17 protein-coding genes and 1 pseudogene are annotated in these 18,379 nt (G+C 59.6%); 11 read left to right on the top strand and 7 right to left on the bottom strand.

The annotated features are described in order from the left end of the window. Positions 1 to 60: 60 nt before the first annotated feature. The 3 genes from GCN78_RS08065 to GCN78_RS08055 all read right to left on the bottom strand — a co-directional run bounded on the left by GCN78_RS08065 (position 61) and on the right by GCN78_RS08055 (position 2,426). A complete protein-coding gene (locus GCN78_RS08065; protein ID WP_152251246.1) occupies positions 61 to 1,053 on the bottom strand; it encodes an ATP-binding protein in 993 nt (330 codons plus the stop codon). Continuing rightward, the gene (locus tag GCN78_RS08060) at positions 1,050 to 1,781 is read right to left on the bottom strand and encodes a response regulator (protein ID WP_152251245.1); all 732 of its coding nucleotides are present in this window, start codon (positions 1,779 to 1,781) and stop codon (positions 1,050 to 1,052) included. The genes GCN78_RS08065 and GCN78_RS08060 overlap by 4 nt, the downstream gene beginning before the upstream one ends. 66 nt (positions 1,782 to 1,847) lie before the next feature. Then, on the bottom strand, positions 1,848 to 2,426 hold the full coding sequence (locus tag GCN78_RS08055; RefSeq protein WP_152251244.1) for a hypothetical protein: 579 nt from the start codon (positions 2,424 to 2,426) through the stop codon (positions 1,848 to 1,850). 123 nt (positions 2,427 to 2,549) lie between these two features. Between GCN78_RS08055 and GCN78_RS29605 the strand changes: the two genes are divergently transcribed. The 4 genes from GCN78_RS29605 to GCN78_RS08040 all read left to right on the top strand — a co-directional run bounded on the left by GCN78_RS29605 (position 2,550) and on the right by GCN78_RS08040 (position 5,084). After that, the gene (locus tag GCN78_RS29605) at positions 2,550 to 2,876 is read left to right on the top strand and encodes a hypothetical protein (RefSeq protein WP_226939526.1); all 327 of its coding nucleotides are present in this window, start codon (positions 2,550 to 2,552) and stop codon (positions 2,874 to 2,876) included. Further along, positions 2,825 to 3,391 carry a rolling circle replication-associated protein gene (locus GCN78_RS29600; protein ID WP_461419037.1) on the top strand — a complete coding sequence of 189 codons (567 nt, stop codon included), beginning with the start codon at positions 2,825 to 2,827 and terminating at the stop codon, positions 3,389 to 3,391. The genes GCN78_RS29605 and GCN78_RS29600 overlap by 52 nt, the downstream gene beginning before the upstream one ends. A gap of 40 nt (positions 3,392 to 3,431) precedes the next feature. After that, a complete protein-coding gene (locus GCN78_RS08045; RefSeq protein WP_152251243.1) occupies positions 3,432 to 3,713 on the top strand; it encodes a hypothetical protein in 282 nt (93 codons plus the stop codon). 63 nt (positions 3,714 to 3,776) lie between these two features. After that, positions 3,777 to 5,084 (top strand): HEPN domain-containing protein, encoded by a 1,308-nt coding sequence (locus GCN78_RS08040; RefSeq protein WP_152251242.1) that lies wholly within the window; start codon positions 3,777 to 3,779, stop codon positions 5,082 to 5,084. A 227-nt stretch (positions 5,085 to 5,311) separates the two neighbouring features. Here GCN78_RS08040 and GCN78_RS08035 read toward each other — a convergent pair. Continuing rightward, positions 5,312 to 5,971 (bottom strand): annotated as a pseudogene (locus tag GCN78_RS08035) (NAD(P)H-binding protein). 41 nt (positions 5,972 to 6,012) lie between these two features. Here GCN78_RS08035 and GCN78_RS08030 point away from each other — a divergent pair. Further along, entirely contained in the window at positions 6,013 to 7,572 is a 1,560-nt protein-coding gene (locus GCN78_RS08030; RefSeq protein WP_152251241.1) for a M28 family metallopeptidase, read from the top strand. 254 nt (positions 7,573 to 7,826) lie between these two features. Then, positions 7,827 to 9,161, top strand: a complete 1,335-nt coding sequence (locus GCN78_RS08025) for a chitinase (RefSeq protein ID WP_226939524.1) — start codon at positions 7,827 to 7,829, stop codon at positions 9,159 to 9,161. Between the two features lie 36 nt (positions 9,162 to 9,197). Here the strand turns inward: GCN78_RS08025 and GCN78_RS08020 are convergent, their stop codons facing one another. Further along, positions 9,198 to 9,782 (bottom strand): TetR/AcrR family transcriptional regulator, encoded by a 585-nt coding sequence (locus GCN78_RS08020; protein ID WP_152251240.1) that lies wholly within the window; start codon positions 9,780 to 9,782, stop codon positions 9,198 to 9,200. A gap of 93 nt (positions 9,783 to 9,875) precedes the next feature. Between GCN78_RS08020 and GCN78_RS08015 the strand changes: the two genes are divergently transcribed. Then, positions 9,876 to 10,274 (top strand): nuclear transport factor 2 family protein, encoded by a 399-nt coding sequence (locus GCN78_RS08015; RefSeq protein WP_152251239.1) that lies wholly within the window; start codon positions 9,876 to 9,878, stop codon positions 10,272 to 10,274. Positions 10,275 to 10,439: 165 nt separating this feature from the next. Next, a complete protein-coding gene (locus GCN78_RS08010; protein ID WP_152251238.1) occupies positions 10,440 to 10,862 on the top strand; it encodes a DUF2061 domain-containing protein in 423 nt (140 codons plus the stop codon). Between the two features lie 137 nt (positions 10,863 to 10,999). On the opposite strand, the gene GCN78_RS08005 is transcribed toward GCN78_RS08010, so the two are convergent. Beyond that, a complete protein-coding gene (locus GCN78_RS08005) occupies positions 11,000 to 12,151 on the bottom strand; it encodes a hypothetical protein (protein WP_152251237.1) in 1,152 nt (383 codons plus the stop codon). Positions 12,152 to 12,336: 185 nt separating this feature from the next. Next, a complete protein-coding gene (locus GCN78_RS08000; RefSeq protein WP_152251236.1) occupies positions 12,337 to 13,788 on the bottom strand; it encodes an amidase in 1,452 nt (483 codons plus the stop codon). Between the two features lie 101 nt (positions 13,789 to 13,889). Here GCN78_RS08000 and GCN78_RS07995 point away from each other — a divergent pair, with 101 nt between their 5' ends. The 3 genes from GCN78_RS07995 (at position 13,890) to GCN78_RS07985 (ending at position 18,376) form a co-directional block, all read left to right on the top strand. Further along, entirely contained in the window at positions 13,890 to 14,786 is an 897-nt protein-coding gene (locus tag GCN78_RS07995; RefSeq protein ID WP_152251235.1) for a LysR family transcriptional regulator, read from the top strand. Between the two features lie 209 nt (positions 14,787 to 14,995). Further along, on the top strand, positions 14,996 to 16,993 hold the full coding sequence (locus GCN78_RS07990) for a c-type cytochrome (RefSeq protein WP_152251411.1): 1,998 nt from the start codon (positions 14,996 to 14,998) through the stop codon (positions 16,991 to 16,993). 81 nt (positions 16,994 to 17,074) lie between these two features. Further along, on the top strand, positions 17,075 to 18,376 hold the full coding sequence (locus GCN78_RS07985) for an NRAMP family divalent metal transporter (RefSeq protein WP_152251234.1): 1,302 nt from the start codon (positions 17,075 to 17,077) through the stop codon (positions 18,374 to 18,376). Positions 18,377 to 18,379: the final 3 nt, after the last annotated feature.

Raw genomic sequence — 18,379 nt, 5'->3', positions numbered from 1 at the left:
ACTTGCCCGGACGCCGTATCCTGCTTACAAAGAACAGCGCCTGGATCAGGCTGGCGCCGCTCAACATTTGTTCGGTCGCAACAGCACTGTGGCGACCAAGCCGCCTTCGGGGGCGTTGTATAAGGTGAGCGTGCCGCCTTGTCTCTCAATGGCTTCGCACGCGATGGCTAATCCGAGGCCGACGCCACCACTGGCTTTGTTACGCGACGACTCCAGGCGGTAGAACGGCTGCATGACGGCGGTCAGTTCGGCGGCCGGAATGCCTGGGCCCTGGTCGTGGATCGTGATGGCCAGTCCGGATGGGTGCATGGCGCACTCAACCTTCGTCATGCCGCCGTAACGCAGCGCATTTTCCATCAAATTGGCCAGGGCGCGCCGCAACGCGATCGGCTGCGCCAGAACGGGCGCGACTACGCCTGCGTATTCGATGGCGTGTCCCTGCTCCTGATAATCTTCAGTCATTGAACTCACCAGGGCTTGCACATCGAGCATGGCCGGGACCTCGACGGCCGCTTCGCCGCGCAGATACTCCAGTGTGGCGTCGAGCATGGCGGCCATCTCGGTGGCATCGGCGTGCAGTTGGGCGCGCACATCGGGCTCGGCCAACTGTTCGACGCGCAGCCGTATTCGCGTCAGCGGAGTGCGCAGGTCGTGCGAAACGGCGGCGAGAAAGTGGCCGCGGGCAGCCAGTTGCTGGCGCAGATCGGATTGCATGCGGTTGAAAGCGCGCGCCGCCAACTGCGCCTCGACAGGGCCGCTTTCCGGCAGGGCCGAGCGGTTCACGTCGTTGCCGAGTTCAACTGCGGCGGCCGCCAATTGCTGGATCGGACGCGCGATGCTGCGCGCACCCAGCCAGGCGGCCGTGGCCAGTGCCAACAACTCCGTGACGACTCCGATGACCACGCCGCCCACCGGCGGCTGCGGGTGGCAGCGAGCCGCATCGTGATAGAGCATGAAAAACAGGCCAAAGGCGATGGCGTGGCTAGCCACGATGGCGCTGACTGCCAAGGCGAACAGGCGAGAGAACAGCGTGTCTACGAACTTGAACCTCATGCGTCGAATGCCACGTCGAGCAGATAACCCTCGCCGCGGATGGTGCGCAACAGCGGCTTGGCCGTGCTGTCGGTGTCGAGTTTCTGGCGCAGCCGGGACACCAGCAAGTCGATGGTTCGGTCGTACGCCTCCATGCTGCGCCCGCGCGCCGCACTCAACAGATAGCTACGGCTGAGGACACTTTGCGGCTTCTCGATGAACGCCGACAACAGCCGGAATTCACCGTAGGACAGGGGGATCAGCAACTGCGCGGGCGAGGTCAGTTCGCGCGTGGCGCGGTTCAGCCGCCAGCCACCGAAGCAGATGTCGTTGGCCGGCGGCGGCCTGCGCTCTGGCATCGGCGCTCCCACACCGCGGCCACGAATGCGCCGCAAGATGGTGTGCAGTCGCGCCACCAGCTCGCGCGGGTCGAACGGTTTAATCACGTAATCGTCGGCGCCAGCTTCCAGTCCGGCAACCTTGTCGCCGCGTTCGCCCCGCGCCGTGAGCATCAGTATGGGAATATCAGACAGGAAGCGGATGCTGTGACACAGAGACAGTCCATCTTCACCCGGCAACATCAAATCCAGGATGATGATGTCGAAGCGCTGCCGGGCAAGAGACGAGCGCATCGCGGTGCCGTCATGGACCGCTTGGGCGCGGATGCTGAAATCACCCAGATAGGCGACTAGCAGGGTACAGATATCGGGATCATCGTCGACGATGAGCACTTCGGCAGTTGTTGGCATGGTCTACTTGAAACAGGAACGAAACGGTAAGCGGGAGCAGTTTAACTGATACCCACCATTGTAGTATCAGGCCTGTGTCGCAATGGCGGACCGTGGTGGTTCTGCGAAGGATGCCGCGCCATTCACGTAGGCATCGACCGCGACCTTGACCTTTGCGTTGGCAGCGGCTTCGGGATGCTTGTTGAGATAGGCGTTGGTTTCCTTGTAGTCCGCGCGCTCCTGCTCGGTGACCTCGCCGTTTTCGTTCTTGTCTTCGGCTTCGTAAGTCTCGCTGGAACTCGCCGTGGCGGTGAGGTTGGCGTCATCGCCGCCGGCCGACGCGTCGGCCGCGCCGGCCTGTTCGGTACCGCCAGCTTCGGCCATGTCGGCGCTGCCGGTCTCAGTATTGGCGGTGCGTCCATCGACAGCCGACGTGTCTACGCGCGAGGCGTCGTACTGGCTCTGCAGCGTGTTCGACAACGCTGCCGCGCCGTTCGGCGCCTTGCTGGCCGTCGCGCCAGCGACTTCCGCATTGGCACCCTGCGGCGGCTCGCTGACCGGCGCGGCGATCTTTTGCTCTGCGGCACTCGCCGCGCTGGTGACGTCTTTTTTGCTTTGTGTAGGGATAAATCCCGTACCGCCGCTGACTGCTGATATTCCTGCCATACGATCTCTCCTGTTGGTGCGGCAGAACTTTGTTGTTCATGCCTTGCATAGGTCAACGGCAGGAATCCGCGAAACTATTGAACAGCTTTGTAGCATGTTTGTATCATTTGAAATAAAAGGGAGTTGTTCACTCGCTCTGTCGCGTGGTTGGTCGGCAGAGGTATCAAGAATAGCTGGAACGATACTTACACGGCCAGACGCCGCGTATTTCCAGATGGACAGCGTGAAGTCAGTGTCGCTAAAGAACGTTTCTTTATCGGTCTAGCGCTGCAGCGCAAACCACGGGAAAAACGCGGCCAGTCGAGCCAGCGCGAAGCGAATGATGACGATGCAGGCAGGCGCGCAAAAAAGAATGTACGCCTTTGCTGCAAGCAAATCGGCGCTGATCGCATGGTCACATTGACCTACAAAGAAAACATGCTGGACCGCGAACTTGCATTAAAACACTGAAAGCCTTTTGTCGAAAACTTGGTAAGCATAAACAATTTCATTATGTAGCGGTCATTGAGGAACAGGCCCGTGGCGCCTTGCATTTTCATGTGGCAGTCGCTGGACGGCAGATGTATGCGCTGCTGCGCTCAATCTGGCAAAGCATCCTGGGGCGTGGCCCGAACGGCGAACAGATGGGCCAAGTCCACGTCCGTGATCCGCACCGTTTCGGCTTCGGCGTGGCCGGGGCGCACAGGATCGCCAGCTACATAGCAAAGTACTGCGGCAAGGAAATGCAGTGCAGGGCGCTTGACCAGAAACGCTACTTCCGCTCCAGGGGCATCGTGGTGCCGGAAGTCGATGTATGGCGGGTCCCGTTTTGTACAAACATGCTGCGCGCTGCGCAGGTCGCATTCCAGGCGCTTTCTGGTCATTGCATGGACGGCTTGCAGACTTGGTGCAATAACAATCTCGGCGTCGTGTACCTGGCGACCGCGCCCGGATTACCACAAGTGGTGGACGATTGTCCGTTCTGACAGTTACTCCACCTTGATTGACGGGGAGGAGGGAAGTGACATGGCAAATTTTGACGCTAATTCGCTGCGGATACTTGAGCAAGTAGAGGATGAGTTCCGCAATCAATACTGGATTATTCGCAACTCTAGGCGGACCAACTGGCGGGCAGTCAACCGCACCAGAATGCTCGGTGATTTCACGTATATGCTTGGGGTACCAAAATGGGCGGTTCAGCAAGCTCGATATTGTCTGCGTTTAAAGGTCTGTGAGCGGTGCTTCAAAGATGAAATTCGTTGTCACGGGATTTGCGGACGTGCCAGACGCGGTGATTTTGATACATAATGCTGTTATCCAAGTACCGTCAGCACGGGAAATTATTTTTGTTTTATTATTATGGATTAAAAAATGTCTGAATCAATGGCGCTAATATTGAATGAACAAATAAATGCCTTATCGCAAGAATTGACGGACTTATGCAAGGAAAGTCAAGATTTAATTTTCTCTGGGCGAGAATTTAATTTACTTTCTGCTCTGGAATGTCGAGATGATGATATTAGATATTCTGCTATTTTAAAGATGGATGAGATGGGGAAGAAATTAAATGAAATTGTTGCTCGGGATCATCGTTTCCCAGGTGAGGAAACTAGAATGGTTCGCACAGGAAATGGAGCTACTGGTTTTTATCCATTTTACATTGGTACATCGCTTCTAAAGCTAGCGCTAAAATATAAATCAGCAGAGGCAGCCATAGAATGGGCATTGAAGGTACTTGGAACTAAAGCTGCAACCGGAAAATTCATATGTGCCATTTGGGGCGTTCCTGTTGATAGACAAATTCAACTTACAGCGGAAGTGAAAATTGTACCGATTGAGGATATTCCAGATAGTGAGCAAAAGAAATTTATAATGGGAAATTTCAATACTAGTACAGTTACAAGTATGCTGGATTTTATCCCGCCGCAATCTGCACTGGTTTTTGAAAAATTAATCGATCCCTATATCTATGATCCTAAACAATCAGATGCTTTAGAAAATGATGATTTTTTAAAGAATCACGAATTGTTCAATGAGATAATCACTGTGCTAACGGTTGTTGGGCCAAGAATATCAATGTCCTCGGCATATTGGTTTACATTTGATGATCCAGATTTAGAGCGGGCTAGTTTAGGTGGCGGACGGGGTGGACACATGCATGAGATTTTGCCTAGTTCTTTAGGAGATTTCAGCATTTTAAATGAGCACGATGCGCAAAAAATAGTTCAAGCATATCTTTCCCTTTCTGAGCCTATGCGCGCTCCTGTCCGGGTTGCTCTCCAACGGCTCAATCAAGCTCAACGCCGTCGTAGCGTTGGTGATTGCGCGGTTGAGGTTGCGACGGCGTTTGAAGCACTGCTCGGGGACAAAGCTAACAATGAAATGATGCATAAAATTACCGTCAGGTCAGTTCGGTTGATCGGTGGAACAGTTGATGTTCGCAAAAGAAATGCCGCTTTATTAAAGAAGTCCTACGAGGTCCGCAGCAAACTTGTTCATACGGGGCAGGCCAACCCCTCCGAAATGATATCTGTTTGCGGTCAAAGGATAACCACCGCTGCATTAATGAAGGAAGTTATCGTTCTTTGTGTGCAAGTGATCAGGGTCATAATTTTGCGTAGATCGATCCCCGACTGGTCAATTTTTGATATTACTGAGCACAATGAGATAGGTGACTAGTTCTGTGGGCGTCCCAACAACCTTGGGCGCCAAGCAGTGTTATGTGAACGATGTATTTTGATACTTAAAAGTATCGTCCACCTCCACCCACCATTTGACATAATATAAATTATGCGAAGTTATCGATGAATTTGAGAAAACCCCCATTTTGCCAACTGCCCAATCGCAAATGCGATTTCTCCCATCTGCGTGCCGCTGCTGCCGCTGGCCAGCGGCACTTGAGCACGCTACATGAAATACGGCCTGTCCCCCCGTCCGTGTTCGGTTTGTTCAAGCCCAGGTTGGCGTGCCGGTGCAAGTCTGGCGCTTCGATGATGCTGGCGATCAGGTCTGCCACGCTCTTGCGCGAGACCACGGTGCCCTTGAACGTTGAACGGCGCGTGGCGCGTCGTCAGTTCGTAGTCGACTTCTTCTTCGTCCGTCATCCAGGCTGGACGCACGATCGCGTATGTCAGGCCCGATGCTTCGATGGTGTCGGCGGCGCGGTGGAATGGTTTCAGGTCTTCGGCTAGCGTGGCGTTGTTTCAGGCAGCGAATTTCCCGGGAACTTCATCGTAGATGCCCATCGACAGCACGAAAACCAGGCGTTCGACACCTGAGGCCCGCATGGCGGCAATGATGCTGTTGGCCTGGTCGTCCATATCGTCGCCCACCAGATTGGTGTCGACCAGGTCGTGTCCGGGCATCGTTTGCGGCAGCAATGCCTGGTCCAGCACGTCGCCGGCCTGAATGGAACTGGGCGCGCTGGGAAACAGGGTATCGCCTGCTGATGCGTGCCGGCCGATTGCCTTGCCCCGTGGTAAATTACGGCCCGCGACAAGCTTTCCATGGCTGCCGATATCAATTAAATCAACAATGAAATCAATGTCTTGTCGACTATTTTGCATGAGAAGTCTCAACATTGAATGCCGAGAATCTGGAGACCCGCATGACCCAGGCGCATCCACGCCCCGCGCTCCCGCATTGCCGCCGCTTGCTGTCCCTCGCCGGCGTGCTGGCCATCGCGGCCGGTCTGTGCGCCTGTGCCAGCAAGCCCGGCCCTTGGCCTGCGCGCGCCCTGCCGCCGTCGGCTGCCGTGACGGTCGACGCTACGCAATTCCTGTCCAGAAAACAACTGCTGGATTGGCAGGTCGATCTGGACGAGCGCCGCCTGCGCGCCACGGGTTCGCCCCGGCATGAAGCCTATATCGACGCCCTGCGTGAACGCCTGGCGCGCGCCGGTGTCAAACAGCTGGGCTTCGAGCCGGTCAGCTTCCGGCAATGGTCGGTGCAGCCGGAAGACTGGGGCCTGGAAGTGGTGTCCGGCGACCGGCCTGGCGTGCTGCCGTCGGCCGGCTATATTCCGTATTCGGGCATGACGCCGCCGTCCGGCATGACGGGGCGCCTCGCCTATCTGGCGCCCGGGATCAGGCCCAATGCCAGCCTGGCCGGCAAGCTGGTGCTCGTCGAGCTGCCCACAGTGGCGTGGACGGGCCAGGCTTTCCGCCAGTCGGCCGCGCATGTGCACGATCCGCAGAATGCCATGGGGCCGGACACGCCGTATGCGCGTCCGTTCCAGAGGCTGGAGCCGTTCATCGCCTTGCTGGACGGCTTGCAGGCGGCCGGTGCGGCGGGTGTGATCGTTATTCTCGATACGCCATCGAGGACGGCGGATGGCTTGTATGCGCCTCACGACGGCGTCGCGCGCCAGTTGCCCGGCGTGTTTATCGACCGCGCGCAGGGCCAGCGCTTGCGCGAAGGGGTGCTGGCCGGCACGGCGCCCATCTTGCGGCTGACCATGGCTGCCACCGTGCGGCAGGCGCAGACGCGCAATTTGATCGGCATCATCCCCGGGAAGTCCGAGGAATTGATGGTGCTGGCCAGCCACACGGATGGCCCGAACGGGCTGGACGACAATGGCCCGAACGCCATCGTCGACATGGCCCAGTACCTGGCGCGCTTGCCGCAAGGCAGCCTGCCGCGCAGCGTCATGCTGCTGCTGACGAGCGGCCATTTTGCGGGCGGCGTGGGCATCGAGCAGTTTTTCAAGCGCCACCAGGACGATGGATTGACGCAGCGCATGGCCGCCATGCTGGCCATCGAGCACCTGGGCGCGCTGGAGGTGCTGCCCGACAGCGATGGATATTTGCATCCCACGGGCAGGGTCGAGCCGGCTGCCTTGTTCTCGCCGCGCACGCCCGCACTGCTGGAGGCGTCCTACGCCATGCTGAAACAGGTCAACGCGGCACCCGCGTTCGTGCTGCCGTCGAGCAAACCCGGCCAGGAGCATGCAGCCTGGTTTGGCGAGGACCCGTATTTCCAGTCCGCGCAGCCCGTTCCCACGCTTCATTACATGGCGCAACCGTATTATTTGCTCGACCATGGCATCGACACTACGACCCAGCTCGACTACCGGCTGATGCAGCGCCAGATACTGGCCTTGACGCAGATGCTGCTGGACCTGTCGCGCGTGCCGCCTGCCGATTTGCGCAAGGAAACCGCACCGTAACTGCCGTGCGGCGCCGCACGGCGTCCTCCTCCCTTCCCCGCCCTGCTCCCGGCGTCATTCCGCACACCATACCAGCGCGCCAGAAAACAGCCACTGGTATGGTCCGCATCGCCCTTCTTCCGGGACCAGATGTCAACTGGTATTGTGATCTTGCGCAAAGAATAAAACCAGTTGACTACCACCTGCAATGCTTGCACTCTGAAAAAATCGGACGGTGTCCAGCCGGTCGGTCAAAAAATATACAAGGAGATGCAATGAACCGGACAGTCATGAATACCCTCATCCTTACCCTCTTCGGCGGCATCCTGGCCGCGTGCGGTGGCGGCAGCGGCGGCACGAGCCAACTGCTGGCCGCCTCGACGGAAGCGGTCGCCTGTTTTTCACCGTGGAGCAGCGGCACCGCCTACAACGGCGGCGGCAAGGCCAGCTACAACAACGTCAATTACACGGCCAACTGGTGGACGCAAGGAAATAACCCGTCGACCAGCAGCGGCGGCGCCGGCAGCGGTCAGCCCTGGACGGCGGTGGGAGAGTGCGGCACGCCGACACCCACTCCTACGCCAACCCCGACACCCACGCCGACTCCAACACCTACTCCAACACCGACTCCAACACCTACTCCGACGCCTACTCCAACGCCCACCGGCCTGGCCAAGCATGCGCTGATCGGCTACTGGCACAATTTCACCAACCCCAGCGGCGCCACGTATCCGATCAGCCAGGTCAGCGACGACTGGGATGTGATCGTCGTCTCGTTCGGCGACAACGCGGGCGGCGGCAACGTCAGCCTGACCATCGATCCGGGCGCGGGCACGGAAGCGCAATTCATCGCCGACGTGGCCGCCAAGCGGGCCAAGGGCAAGAAGGTCATCCTGTCGCTGGGCGGGCAAAACGGTTCCGTTTCCGTCGGCAACACGGCCGAAGCGACCAATTTCACCAACAGCCTGTACGCCATCATCACGAAATATGGCTTCGACGGCATCGACCTGGACCTGGAAAACGGCGTGGCGCAAGGCGCGGCCATCCAGACCTATCTGCCGATCGCCGTGAAAAACCTGAAAGCCAAGGTCGGCAACAGCTTTTACCTGTCGATGGCGCCGGAATGGGTGTATGTGGAAGGGGGATACACGAGCTATGGCAGCATCTGGGGCGCCTACATTCCCATCATCAATGCCTTGCGCAGCGAGTTGACGGTGCTGCACCCGCAGTACTACAACAATGGCGACATCTACACGCCGTACGCGACGGGCGCCATCAAGGCGGGCTCTGCCGACCAGCTGGTGGCCACGGCGCGCATGCTGATCGAAGGATTCAATTATGGCGGCAATACCTTCGCCGGCCTGCGGCCTGACCAGGTGGGCTTTGGTGTGCCGTCGGGGCGCAGTTCGGCCGGCTCGGGCTTCACGACGAATGCCGACGTCAGCAATGCACTGAATTGCCTGACGCGCCTGCTCAATTGCGGCACCATCAAGCCGCTGCAAGCGTATCCGGACTTCCGCGGCGTGATGACGTGGTCGATCAACTGGGACCGCCACGACAACTATAATTTCTCCGTGCCGACAAAGAATGTGCTGAAAACCTTGCCGTAACAGCCTTTGCCCCACTGCGCATGGGAGCTTCGCCGCTCACATGCGCAGCAGCGCCGCGCCCAGCACGCGCATGTGCAGGGCGATTCCCTGGCGCAACGCCTCCCCTCCCCCTTGCGTGTGCTTGATGCCGTCCATGCTGGCCACCAGCAAGGCGGCCACTTGCGCGGCATTCGCGTCCACCCGGCGCAGCGCGATATCGCCCGCCGCTTCGGCCTGTTCCAGCGCGCCCGCCAGCTTTGCCACCAGGGTTGCCCGCGCGTTCAAGGTGATGTCGGCGGCCAGGGCCATGTTGGCATCGAACAATTCCTGTCCATGAGCGCTGGACGATATTTCCGCCATCAAGCCTTGCTGGAATGCCAGCAGCGCCGTTTCAATGCGCGGGAAGACGGGACCGGACTGGGCCAGCGCCGCCGCCACTTGCGCCATGACGGCGGCATGCGCCCGTATGGAGCCGGCGCGAAACACGTCTTCCTTGTTCTTGAAGTGCAGGTACAGCGCGGCGCGCGACATATCGGCCGCCTGCGCGATGTCGAGCATGGACGTCTTGCGGTAGCCGTAGCGGCAAAACACGGGCAGCGCCGCGTCGAGTATCCGTTGTGTTTTGAGGGTGTGGAGTGACATGCGGGCATGTTGACACTTTGAATATATAGTGTCAACATGGATTTTGGACAAATTACGTCAAAGTGTCAATCCCCCACAGCGAAGGATGGAATCATGCAAGAACAGCACCCTGGCTCCGAAGCGGCCATGCAGGAACAGTTGCGCGATATTGAACGCGGCCGCCTGCGCGCGCTGGTTGACGGCGACGTGGCGCTGGCCCGCACCCTGCACGCCGACGATTTTCAGCTGGTCACACCCATCGGCAGCCTGCTGTCCCGGGAGGAATATATGGGCGCCATCGCGGCGGGCCACATGCGCTATCTGAGCTGGGAACCGGGCGAGATCGCTGTGCGCCTGCATGGCGATGCGGCCGTCCTGCGCTATCAGGCGCAGCTTGAAATCCATTTCGCCGGCCAGGCCGTGCCCCGCTCGCGCTACTGGCACATCGATAGCTATGAGCGGCGCGAGGGACGCTGGCAAGCCGTGTGGTCGCAAGCGACGGCGATACGCTGACGGCGATGGCTGCAGCGGGGATCTACCCGTAGCAGGGCAATTGATATTTCCAGATCCATAGTTTCAATCTATGGATTCGGTTGAAATATTCTACTTCCTTTTGTAAATGAGAATCGTTACCATCTAAATCAAAGATAAGCGAATTCAACAGAAAAGGAGCATCCCTTGTTCACAGCCATCAAAACATTCAGCCAGGTCTGCACGCACATGTCGATCGCCTTCGGCCTCGCCTATTTGCTGACGGGGTCTTTGGCGCTCGGTGGCTTGGCCGCGATCATCGAACCGATCATCAACGTGGCCCTGTTGCCGTGGCATGAAAAAGCCTGGCACGCGATTCGCCGCCGCTACGCCGCCAGCCGCCTGGGCTTTGTCGCCCTGGCCGGCGAAAAACTCAGCCAGACGAGCCTGCACATGGGCGTGGCCTTCGGCGTCATGTACTGGGCCACGGGGTCCATGGCCTTCGGCGGCTTGCTGGCCGTGGTCGAGCCGATCTGCAACGTGATCGTCCTGCCCTTCCACGACCGGCTGTGGGAAAGATTTCGTTTGCACTTGGTACGCAATGAAGGCACCCCATTGGGTGCCCTTTAGTGAAATATTAGTACGACGCGCACATTGGATAACATACGGTAATACATGCTTCGATGCGTCCTTAAAAAATAGTGTACGCAAATGCTTGCTAATAAATATTTTTCGGGCAGCTCCACCTAGAAAAATCACAATTAATATTATTGTATTTTTTTGACAGCAGAGGATTCTGCTTTCTTTATTTCTTGAGATAGGTATATTTTTTGACTAATTTCGTCCTGTCGGAAATAAACAGGCTCGAATTCAGTCCATCTTCTTTTCCCCATGGATCTATCCTCCTTTGGAATTTTTGCAACATATATCTTATCTCCTCCGTCAAATAATATTTGGACAGACTCGGAACAATTGTCTTCGGAGAATTTTATTCGCTGCAACACAGTGGATGAGGCTGGAGTTTTAAGGCAGATTATTGCCGGTATTCCACCGCCAATTCCAAAATTATAAAGCACTGCTCTGCCAATTCTGGCATTGAGTGGCGATCTGAATATCGAGAATATTACGGCAGCAATAACAAAAAATAAAATAGCTGAAGCCGAAGATCTTGCCTCATAGTTCATGCTCGCAGGTAACAAATCACCGCCCAAAATACGGCCAGCAACAGACTTATCGCTAGGGAGCGTGATCATGACGTGAATGAGTGAAAATACGGCAAGAACAGCCAAGCATCCTTTCCATGCGGGCCAGTCATCCATTTCAGGAAAAGTAAGGATAGCTAGCAGGATAAATACACAATAGCCAAACAAGGAAAAAAAGGTTTGCGTAAAGATTGTGAAATAGTACTCGCGAAATTTATCTTTGAAGGCTGGGATAAAGAAAGGTGTAGCAACAATCCATATAATGGAAAACAAAAATAGTACAATGGTACCAAAAAGGTTGCGACTATCTTTACTAAATATATCCATCTGCAACAACAGTCCAAGCAGTGTTGTTATCATTGGAAGCAAGGAGCACAACGCGTGCCGGAGGATGCGTGTCCTCATCATATTTCCTGAAACATCACGTGCCAAGAAATATTTCTTTATTACTCCCAATGGGTCATCAGCAATGAACGCAGGTATCATCACTCCACAGGAAAGAATAATTACACTTCCCAACGAGGTTATGCCAAGCAATAACAACAGGGTCGGTAATACGTTCAACTCGACAGGAAATGGTATTCCGGCATTGCGGGTGTAGGCGATTAGATAGAGAAAGCCACAAATCGAACCGAAGAATCCTATCATTTTCGAAATTCTTAGTATCATTTCACATGCTTCACCCACTTCATTTTTCTTTTCTAAAATTTTTTCCATTTTTAAATTGTATTGAGTTAATGGTAGATGCCATAATTTATTGCATGGCTAATTTTCATACTGTCAGCTTGATAATATCAAGACATCCATTAAATTCAAAATTTCATTAGGGGATTTTCTGGTGACGGGATTTATAGAGAATGCTTGTTAGGACATGCATTGAGGAATCGTCAGTACGAACCCACCTACCAATCTCTAAGATGCAGCCCTGTCCACACGGGCGGCCGCCGTTGCACCCACGGCGCCGCCCGCTCCAGCTGGCCCGCCAGACGCAACAGCACGCCATCCTTGGCATAGCCCGCCATGAACTGCATGCCGATCGGCAAACCCTCATGTGACATGGCCAGCGGCACGGACATGGCGGGCAAGCCCGCCACGTTGGCCAGCGGCGTGTAGGGCGAATGCTCGAACAGGCGCGCCGTCCAGCCGACACCGTCAAGCTGTTGCTCCTTTTCGCCATAACGGCCCAGCGGCCACGGCAGATCCGGCAAGGTGGGCGTCAGCAAGACGTCGTACTTGCCGAACAAGATGCCGGCGTGGCGCGTGACCGTGTTGCGCACGTCGAGGGCCGCCACGAAATCGACAGCCGACACCATCTTGCCATGGCGGTAACAGGCCAGGGTCGCCGCTTCCAGGGTCTCCAGCGACACGCCGCGTCCGCTTTCCTGCGCCAGGGCGTCGATCCACGGCACCAGATTGGCGCACCAGATGCCGGCATTCGCGTGCACGAATGCCTCCCACGACACGCCCAGCGCAGGTTGCACCTCTTCCACGTGGTGGCCCAGGCTTTCCAGCAGGCGCACGGTGGCGTCCAGCGCGCCCTCGACGGCAGGCACGGGCCGGGCGCCATTGCAGGCGGTGCGCTGCACGCCGATGCGCAGTTTCCCCGGTTCCTGGCTCACCTGCGACAGCCAGCTGTGGCTGGGCGGACTCGTCACATACGGCTCGCCCACCATCACGCCTTGCACGGCGTCGAGCAAGGCGGCGCTGTCGCGCACGGTGCGGCTCACGCCCAGTTGCACGCCCAGGCCGCTGAAGATCTCGTCCATGGCGGGGCCGTTCGAGACCCGTCCCCGGCTCGGTTTCAAGCCGAACAAGCCCGTCGAGGCGGCTGGCACGCGGATGGAACCGGCCGCGTCCGTCGCATGGGCCAGCGGCACGATGCCGGCCGCCACGGCCGCCGCCGCGCCGCCGCTGGAGCCGCCCGCGCTCAATGCCAAGTCCCACGGATTGCGCGTGGCGCCGTACAGCACGGGTTCCGTGGTGGTGGCAAACGCCATTTCCGGCGTGCTCGTGCGGCCGAACGTCGCCAGGCCGGCTGCGCGGAACTGCGTCATCAGGTGGGAATCACAGGACGCGACATGGCCGGCGCCCAGGCGGCTGCCCGCCTCGCTGCGCCGGCCCGCCATTGTGACGGCCACGTCCTTGATCAGGAATGGCACGCCGGCGAACGGCGCTGTGCTGTCGATGGCAGTCAAATCCGGCGGCCACAGCTCGACCACGGCGTTGATCCGCGGGTTGACGGCGGCGGAGGCGCGCACGGCCGCGTCGTGCAATTCGGCCGCCGAGACGTCGCCGTCGCGCAGCAGCTGGGCCAGTCCCAGGCCATCAAAGCTTGTATATTCATGGAGTTGCATCGGTTAGTTCCTGTAAAAGGTGAAGAATGAAAAGCACAGGAACTACTGTAGGGTTTGCGCTATCATTGCGGAAATGAATAAAGTAAATACTAGGTATAGCCATGGACAATTTGCGTAAGCTGGATTTGAATTTGCTGCTGACCCTCAACGCCCTGTTGATCGAGCGCAACGTCACGCGAGCGGCCGCGCGGCTGCACCTGAGCCAGCCTTCCGTCAGCGTGCAGCTGGGCAAGCTGCGCGCCGCCTTCGACGATCCGCTGCTCTTGGCCGGCCCGCGCGGCATGCTGCCCACGGCGCGCGCGCTGGCCCTGTTCGCGCCGCTGCAAGCCGTGCTGGCCCAGCTGGAGCAAGTCTTGCAGCCGGAATCGGCATTCGACCCGGCCACGGCCCAGGTGCGCTGGAACCTGGCGGCGGCCGACGCCACCGAGTATGCGATCCTGCTGCCCATGCTGCCATCCCTGCGCGCGCAGGCGCCGCTGTCGCGCATGGCCGTGTTCGAAGCGGTGCCGGCGCGCATGGCGCACGACCTGGAAAACGGCCAGGTCGACCTGGGCTTTTTGGCGCAGGAAGAAGCGCCGCCCGGCTTGCGCCACCGTACCTTGTTCACGGAACACTACGTGCTGGCGGGCCACCGCGACCACCCGCTGCTGCAATCGCCGCCCGACCTCGATCAATTCTGCGCGCTGGAATTCATCGTCGTCTCGCCCAATGGCGGCGGCTTTCGCAGCAACGTCGATACGGCGCTGCAACAGCTGGGGCGTACGCGCAAGGTGGTGCTGTCCGTGCCGCATTTCCTCATCGTCCCGCCCCTGCTGGCGGCGTCCGACATGGTGGCCCTGCTGCCGTCGCGCCTGCTGAAAAACGCGCTGGGCGCACTGCGCACGTGGGAGCCGCCCGTCACCCTGCCCGATTACGAGATGGCCATGGTGTGGCACGAGCGCATGCATTTGGACCCGGCGCACCGCTGGCTGCGCGAGCGCATCATGGGCAGCTTGTAGGCTGCCTACACGATTTTTCAGGCGAAAACACTAGGGAAGATTACCTAGTTAATCGAAAGAAACTCCCAATTTTCGCCGTGGTGACGAATGCGTAAGCTTGCGCGTAATAATAAAGGGTCACCATGAACGCCATTTCCTTCCTGCATCGCGGCTCGCGCCGCCCTTCTGCCTTCTTCTTTCCCATCACGACCTGGCTGCTGCTCCTGGGCATGCTGGCCTTCTGCGCCAGCGCCTGGGCCGCGCCTGCGCCCACGGCGTCGGCCGAGCTGATCAAGCGCGGCGAGTATGTCGCCCGCCTGGGCGACTGCGTGGCCTGCCACACGAGCCCGAACGGCGCCGCCATGGCCGGCGGCCTGGAACTCAAAACGCCGTTCGGCACCATCTACAGCACGAATATCACGCCGGATGCGAAGACGGGCCTGGGCACGTACACCTTCGCGCAATTCGACCGCGCCATGCGCAAGGGCGTGGCGGCCGACGGGCACAATCTGTATCCGGCCATGCCCTACCCTTCTTACGCGAAGATCACGCCCGACGACATGCAGGCCCTGTACGCGTATTTGCAGCGCGGCGTGGCGCCGGTGGCGCAGCAAAACCGCGAGACGGACATGAAATGGCCGTTCAGCATGCGCTGGGGCTTGTCGCTGTGGAACGCCGTCTTTCTCGACGACGCGCCATTCAAGCCCGACAGTGCCAGGTCGGCCATGTGGAACCGGGGCAGCTATCTGGCCCAGGGGCTTGGCCATTGCGGCTCTTGCCACACGCCGCGCGGCGTGGCTTTCCAGGAAAAAACCATGGGCCAGGATGGCGGTAGCGGCAAGCATTATCTGTCCGGCTTCACCTTCGACGGCTGGCACGCGGTGAACCTGCGCAATCTGTGGACGCCGGCCGACATCGTGCAATTGCTGAAAACGGGCCGCAACAGCTTCGGCACGGCGGCCGGCAGCATGACGGAAGTCATCACGCACAGCACGCAATACTTCACGGATGCCGACCTCGATGCGCTGGCCCACTACCTGCACGGCCTGCCGGCCAAGCCCGGCGCCCCAATGCCGCAGAGCAAACCGGCGCCTGCTGTCGCGGCCAGCAACGATGCGCTGTACAACACGCGCGGCGGCCTCGGCTACCTGCAGTTTTGCGCCACCTGCCACCGCCGCGACGGCCGTGGCGTCGACAACATCTTCCCGCCGCTGGCGCAAAACGATTCCGTGCAATCGAAGGACGCCACCTCCGTCATCCATATTGCGCTGACGGGCTGGCAGTCGGCCGTCACGCAGCAGTCGCCGCGCTCGTTCGGCATGCCTGCGTATGACCGCCTGTCGGACACGGAACTGGCGGAAATCCTCACCTTCGTGCGCGGCAAATGGGGCAATCAGGGCGCGCCCGTCACGCCCGCGCAGATCGCCAAGGTGCGCAAGGAGCTCAAGCTCAAGGCACCGGACGCGGGCGGCTTCGTCACGCCCCGCTTCGCCGCCCTGACGGCCGATCCGAATGCCAGTCAATTGATCCACGGCATGCAGCTGATGACGGAAACCCGCGCGCGCCTGCCGCACAACGTGGGCAACGACCTCAATTGCAGCAGTTGCCACCTGAATGGCGGCACGGTGGCCAACGGTTCGCCCTTCCTCGGCATTTCCGCCTTCTTCCCGTCGGAAGCGCCCCGTGCCGGCAAGGTGATCAGCTTGGGCGAGCGCATCAACGGCTGCTTCCGCCGCTCCATGCACGGCAAGCCGCTGCCCGTGGACGGTCCCGACCTGCAGGCGATGGTCGCCTACATCGACTGGATGAAGGGCGCCACGCAAGCGAACGACAAGGTGCCGGGACGCGGCGTGGCGAAGCTCGACCGCAAGCTGCTGCCCGACCCCGTGCATGGCAAAAAAGTGTATGCCGAGCAATGCGCCGTCTGCCATGGCGCGAATGGCGAAGGCATCCGGGGTGCGAACGGCGTCGTCGCCTTCCCGCCGCTGTGGGGCGAGCGCTCCTTCAATATCGGCGCCGGCATGGCCCGCACCTACACGGCGGCCGGCTTCGTCAAGGCCAACATGGTGATGGGCCACGGCCAGAAATTCCCGCTGGGCCAGGGCAACCTGTCCGACCAGGATGCCGTCGACGTGGCCGAATATTTTACGCACATGCCGCGCCCGGACTTCCCCGACAAGGTCAAGGACTGGCCGAAGGGCGGCAAGCCCAAGGATGCGCGCTACTGAATCGTGCCTCCTGCGGCGGCGTCTCTACTGGACGCCGCCCGCCTGTGATACGCTGCTCGCTCCACCACACAGGAGCCACGCATGCAGAACGACAGCGGCCGCGCGGACGCCGTCCGCCAGCCGGCGGCCCCCTCCGACACCTGGCTTGGCAAGCTGGGTCCCGGCCTCATCACGGGCGCGGCCGACGACGACCCCAGCGGCATCGCCACGTATGCGCAGGCGGGCGCCCAGTTCGGCTTCGGCATGCTGTGGACGGTGTGCCTGACGTTTCCCTTGATGCTGGGCATCCAGGTCATCAGCGCCAAGATCGGCCGGGTCAGCGGTCACGGCCTGGCGACGAATATCCGCCGCCACTACCCCCGTTCCCTGCTGTACGCCATCGTCGGCTTGCTGCTGCTGGCTAATGTCATCAATATCGCGGCCGACGTGGCCGCCATGGGCGACGCCATGACCCTGATCATCGGCGGGCCCACCCACCTGTACGCTGTGGCCTTCGGCCTGCTGTCCCTGCTGCTGCAGGTCTTCATTCCCTATCAACGGTACGTGCGCATCCTGAAATGGCTGACTCTGGGCTTGCTGGCGTATGTGGCCACCGTGCTGACCGTGCACATTCCCTGGGGCGAAGTGGCGCTGCGCACCGTCTGGCCCCGGTTCACCTGGTCGGCCGCCTCGGTGACCATGATCGTGGCCGTGTTCGGCACGACGATCAGTCCGTATCTATTCTTTTGGCAAGCATCGCAGGAAGTGGAAGACTTGCAGGCCGATTCCAGCGCGCAAGCCTTGCGCCGCGCGCCGGAGCAGGCGCCACGGCAGTTCCAGCGCATCAAGATGGACACGGCCATCGGCATGGGCTTTTCCAACCTGGTGGCCTTCTTCATCATGCTGACCACGGCCGTGACCCTGGGCGCGCAAGGCATCACGCATATCGACACGTCGGCGCAAGCCGCGTCCGCCCTGCGCCCGATCGCCGGTGAATTCGCCTTCGCCCTGTTCAGCTTGGGCATCATCGGCACGGGCTTGCTGGCCATTCCCGTGCTGGCCGGCTCGGCCGCCTATGCCATGGCCGGCGCCTTTCACTGGAAAAACAGCCTGGAACTGGCGCCCAGGGCGGCCAAGAAGTTCTACGGCATCATCGTCACGGCCACCGTGATCGGGGCGGCCCTGTGCTTCACGCCGCTCGACCCCATCAAGGCCTTGTACTGGAGCGCCGTCATCAATGGCGTCATTTCCGTGCCCATCATGGCCCTGATGATGGTGATGGCATCGCGCCCCGCCATCATGGGGACGCTCACCATTTCAAGACGCCTGCGGGCGCTGGGCTGGCTGGCCACCCTCGTCATGGCGACGGCCGTGCTGGCCATGTTCGCCACCATGGTCTTCTGACCG

This window comes from Janthinobacterium rivuli, assembly GCF_009208735.1.
Lineage (GTDB): Bacteria > Pseudomonadota > Gammaproteobacteria > Burkholderiales > Burkholderiaceae_D > Janthinobacterium.
Note: the sequence above shows the minus strand (reverse complement) of the source record. Positions and strands in the feature narration are given on the sequence as shown.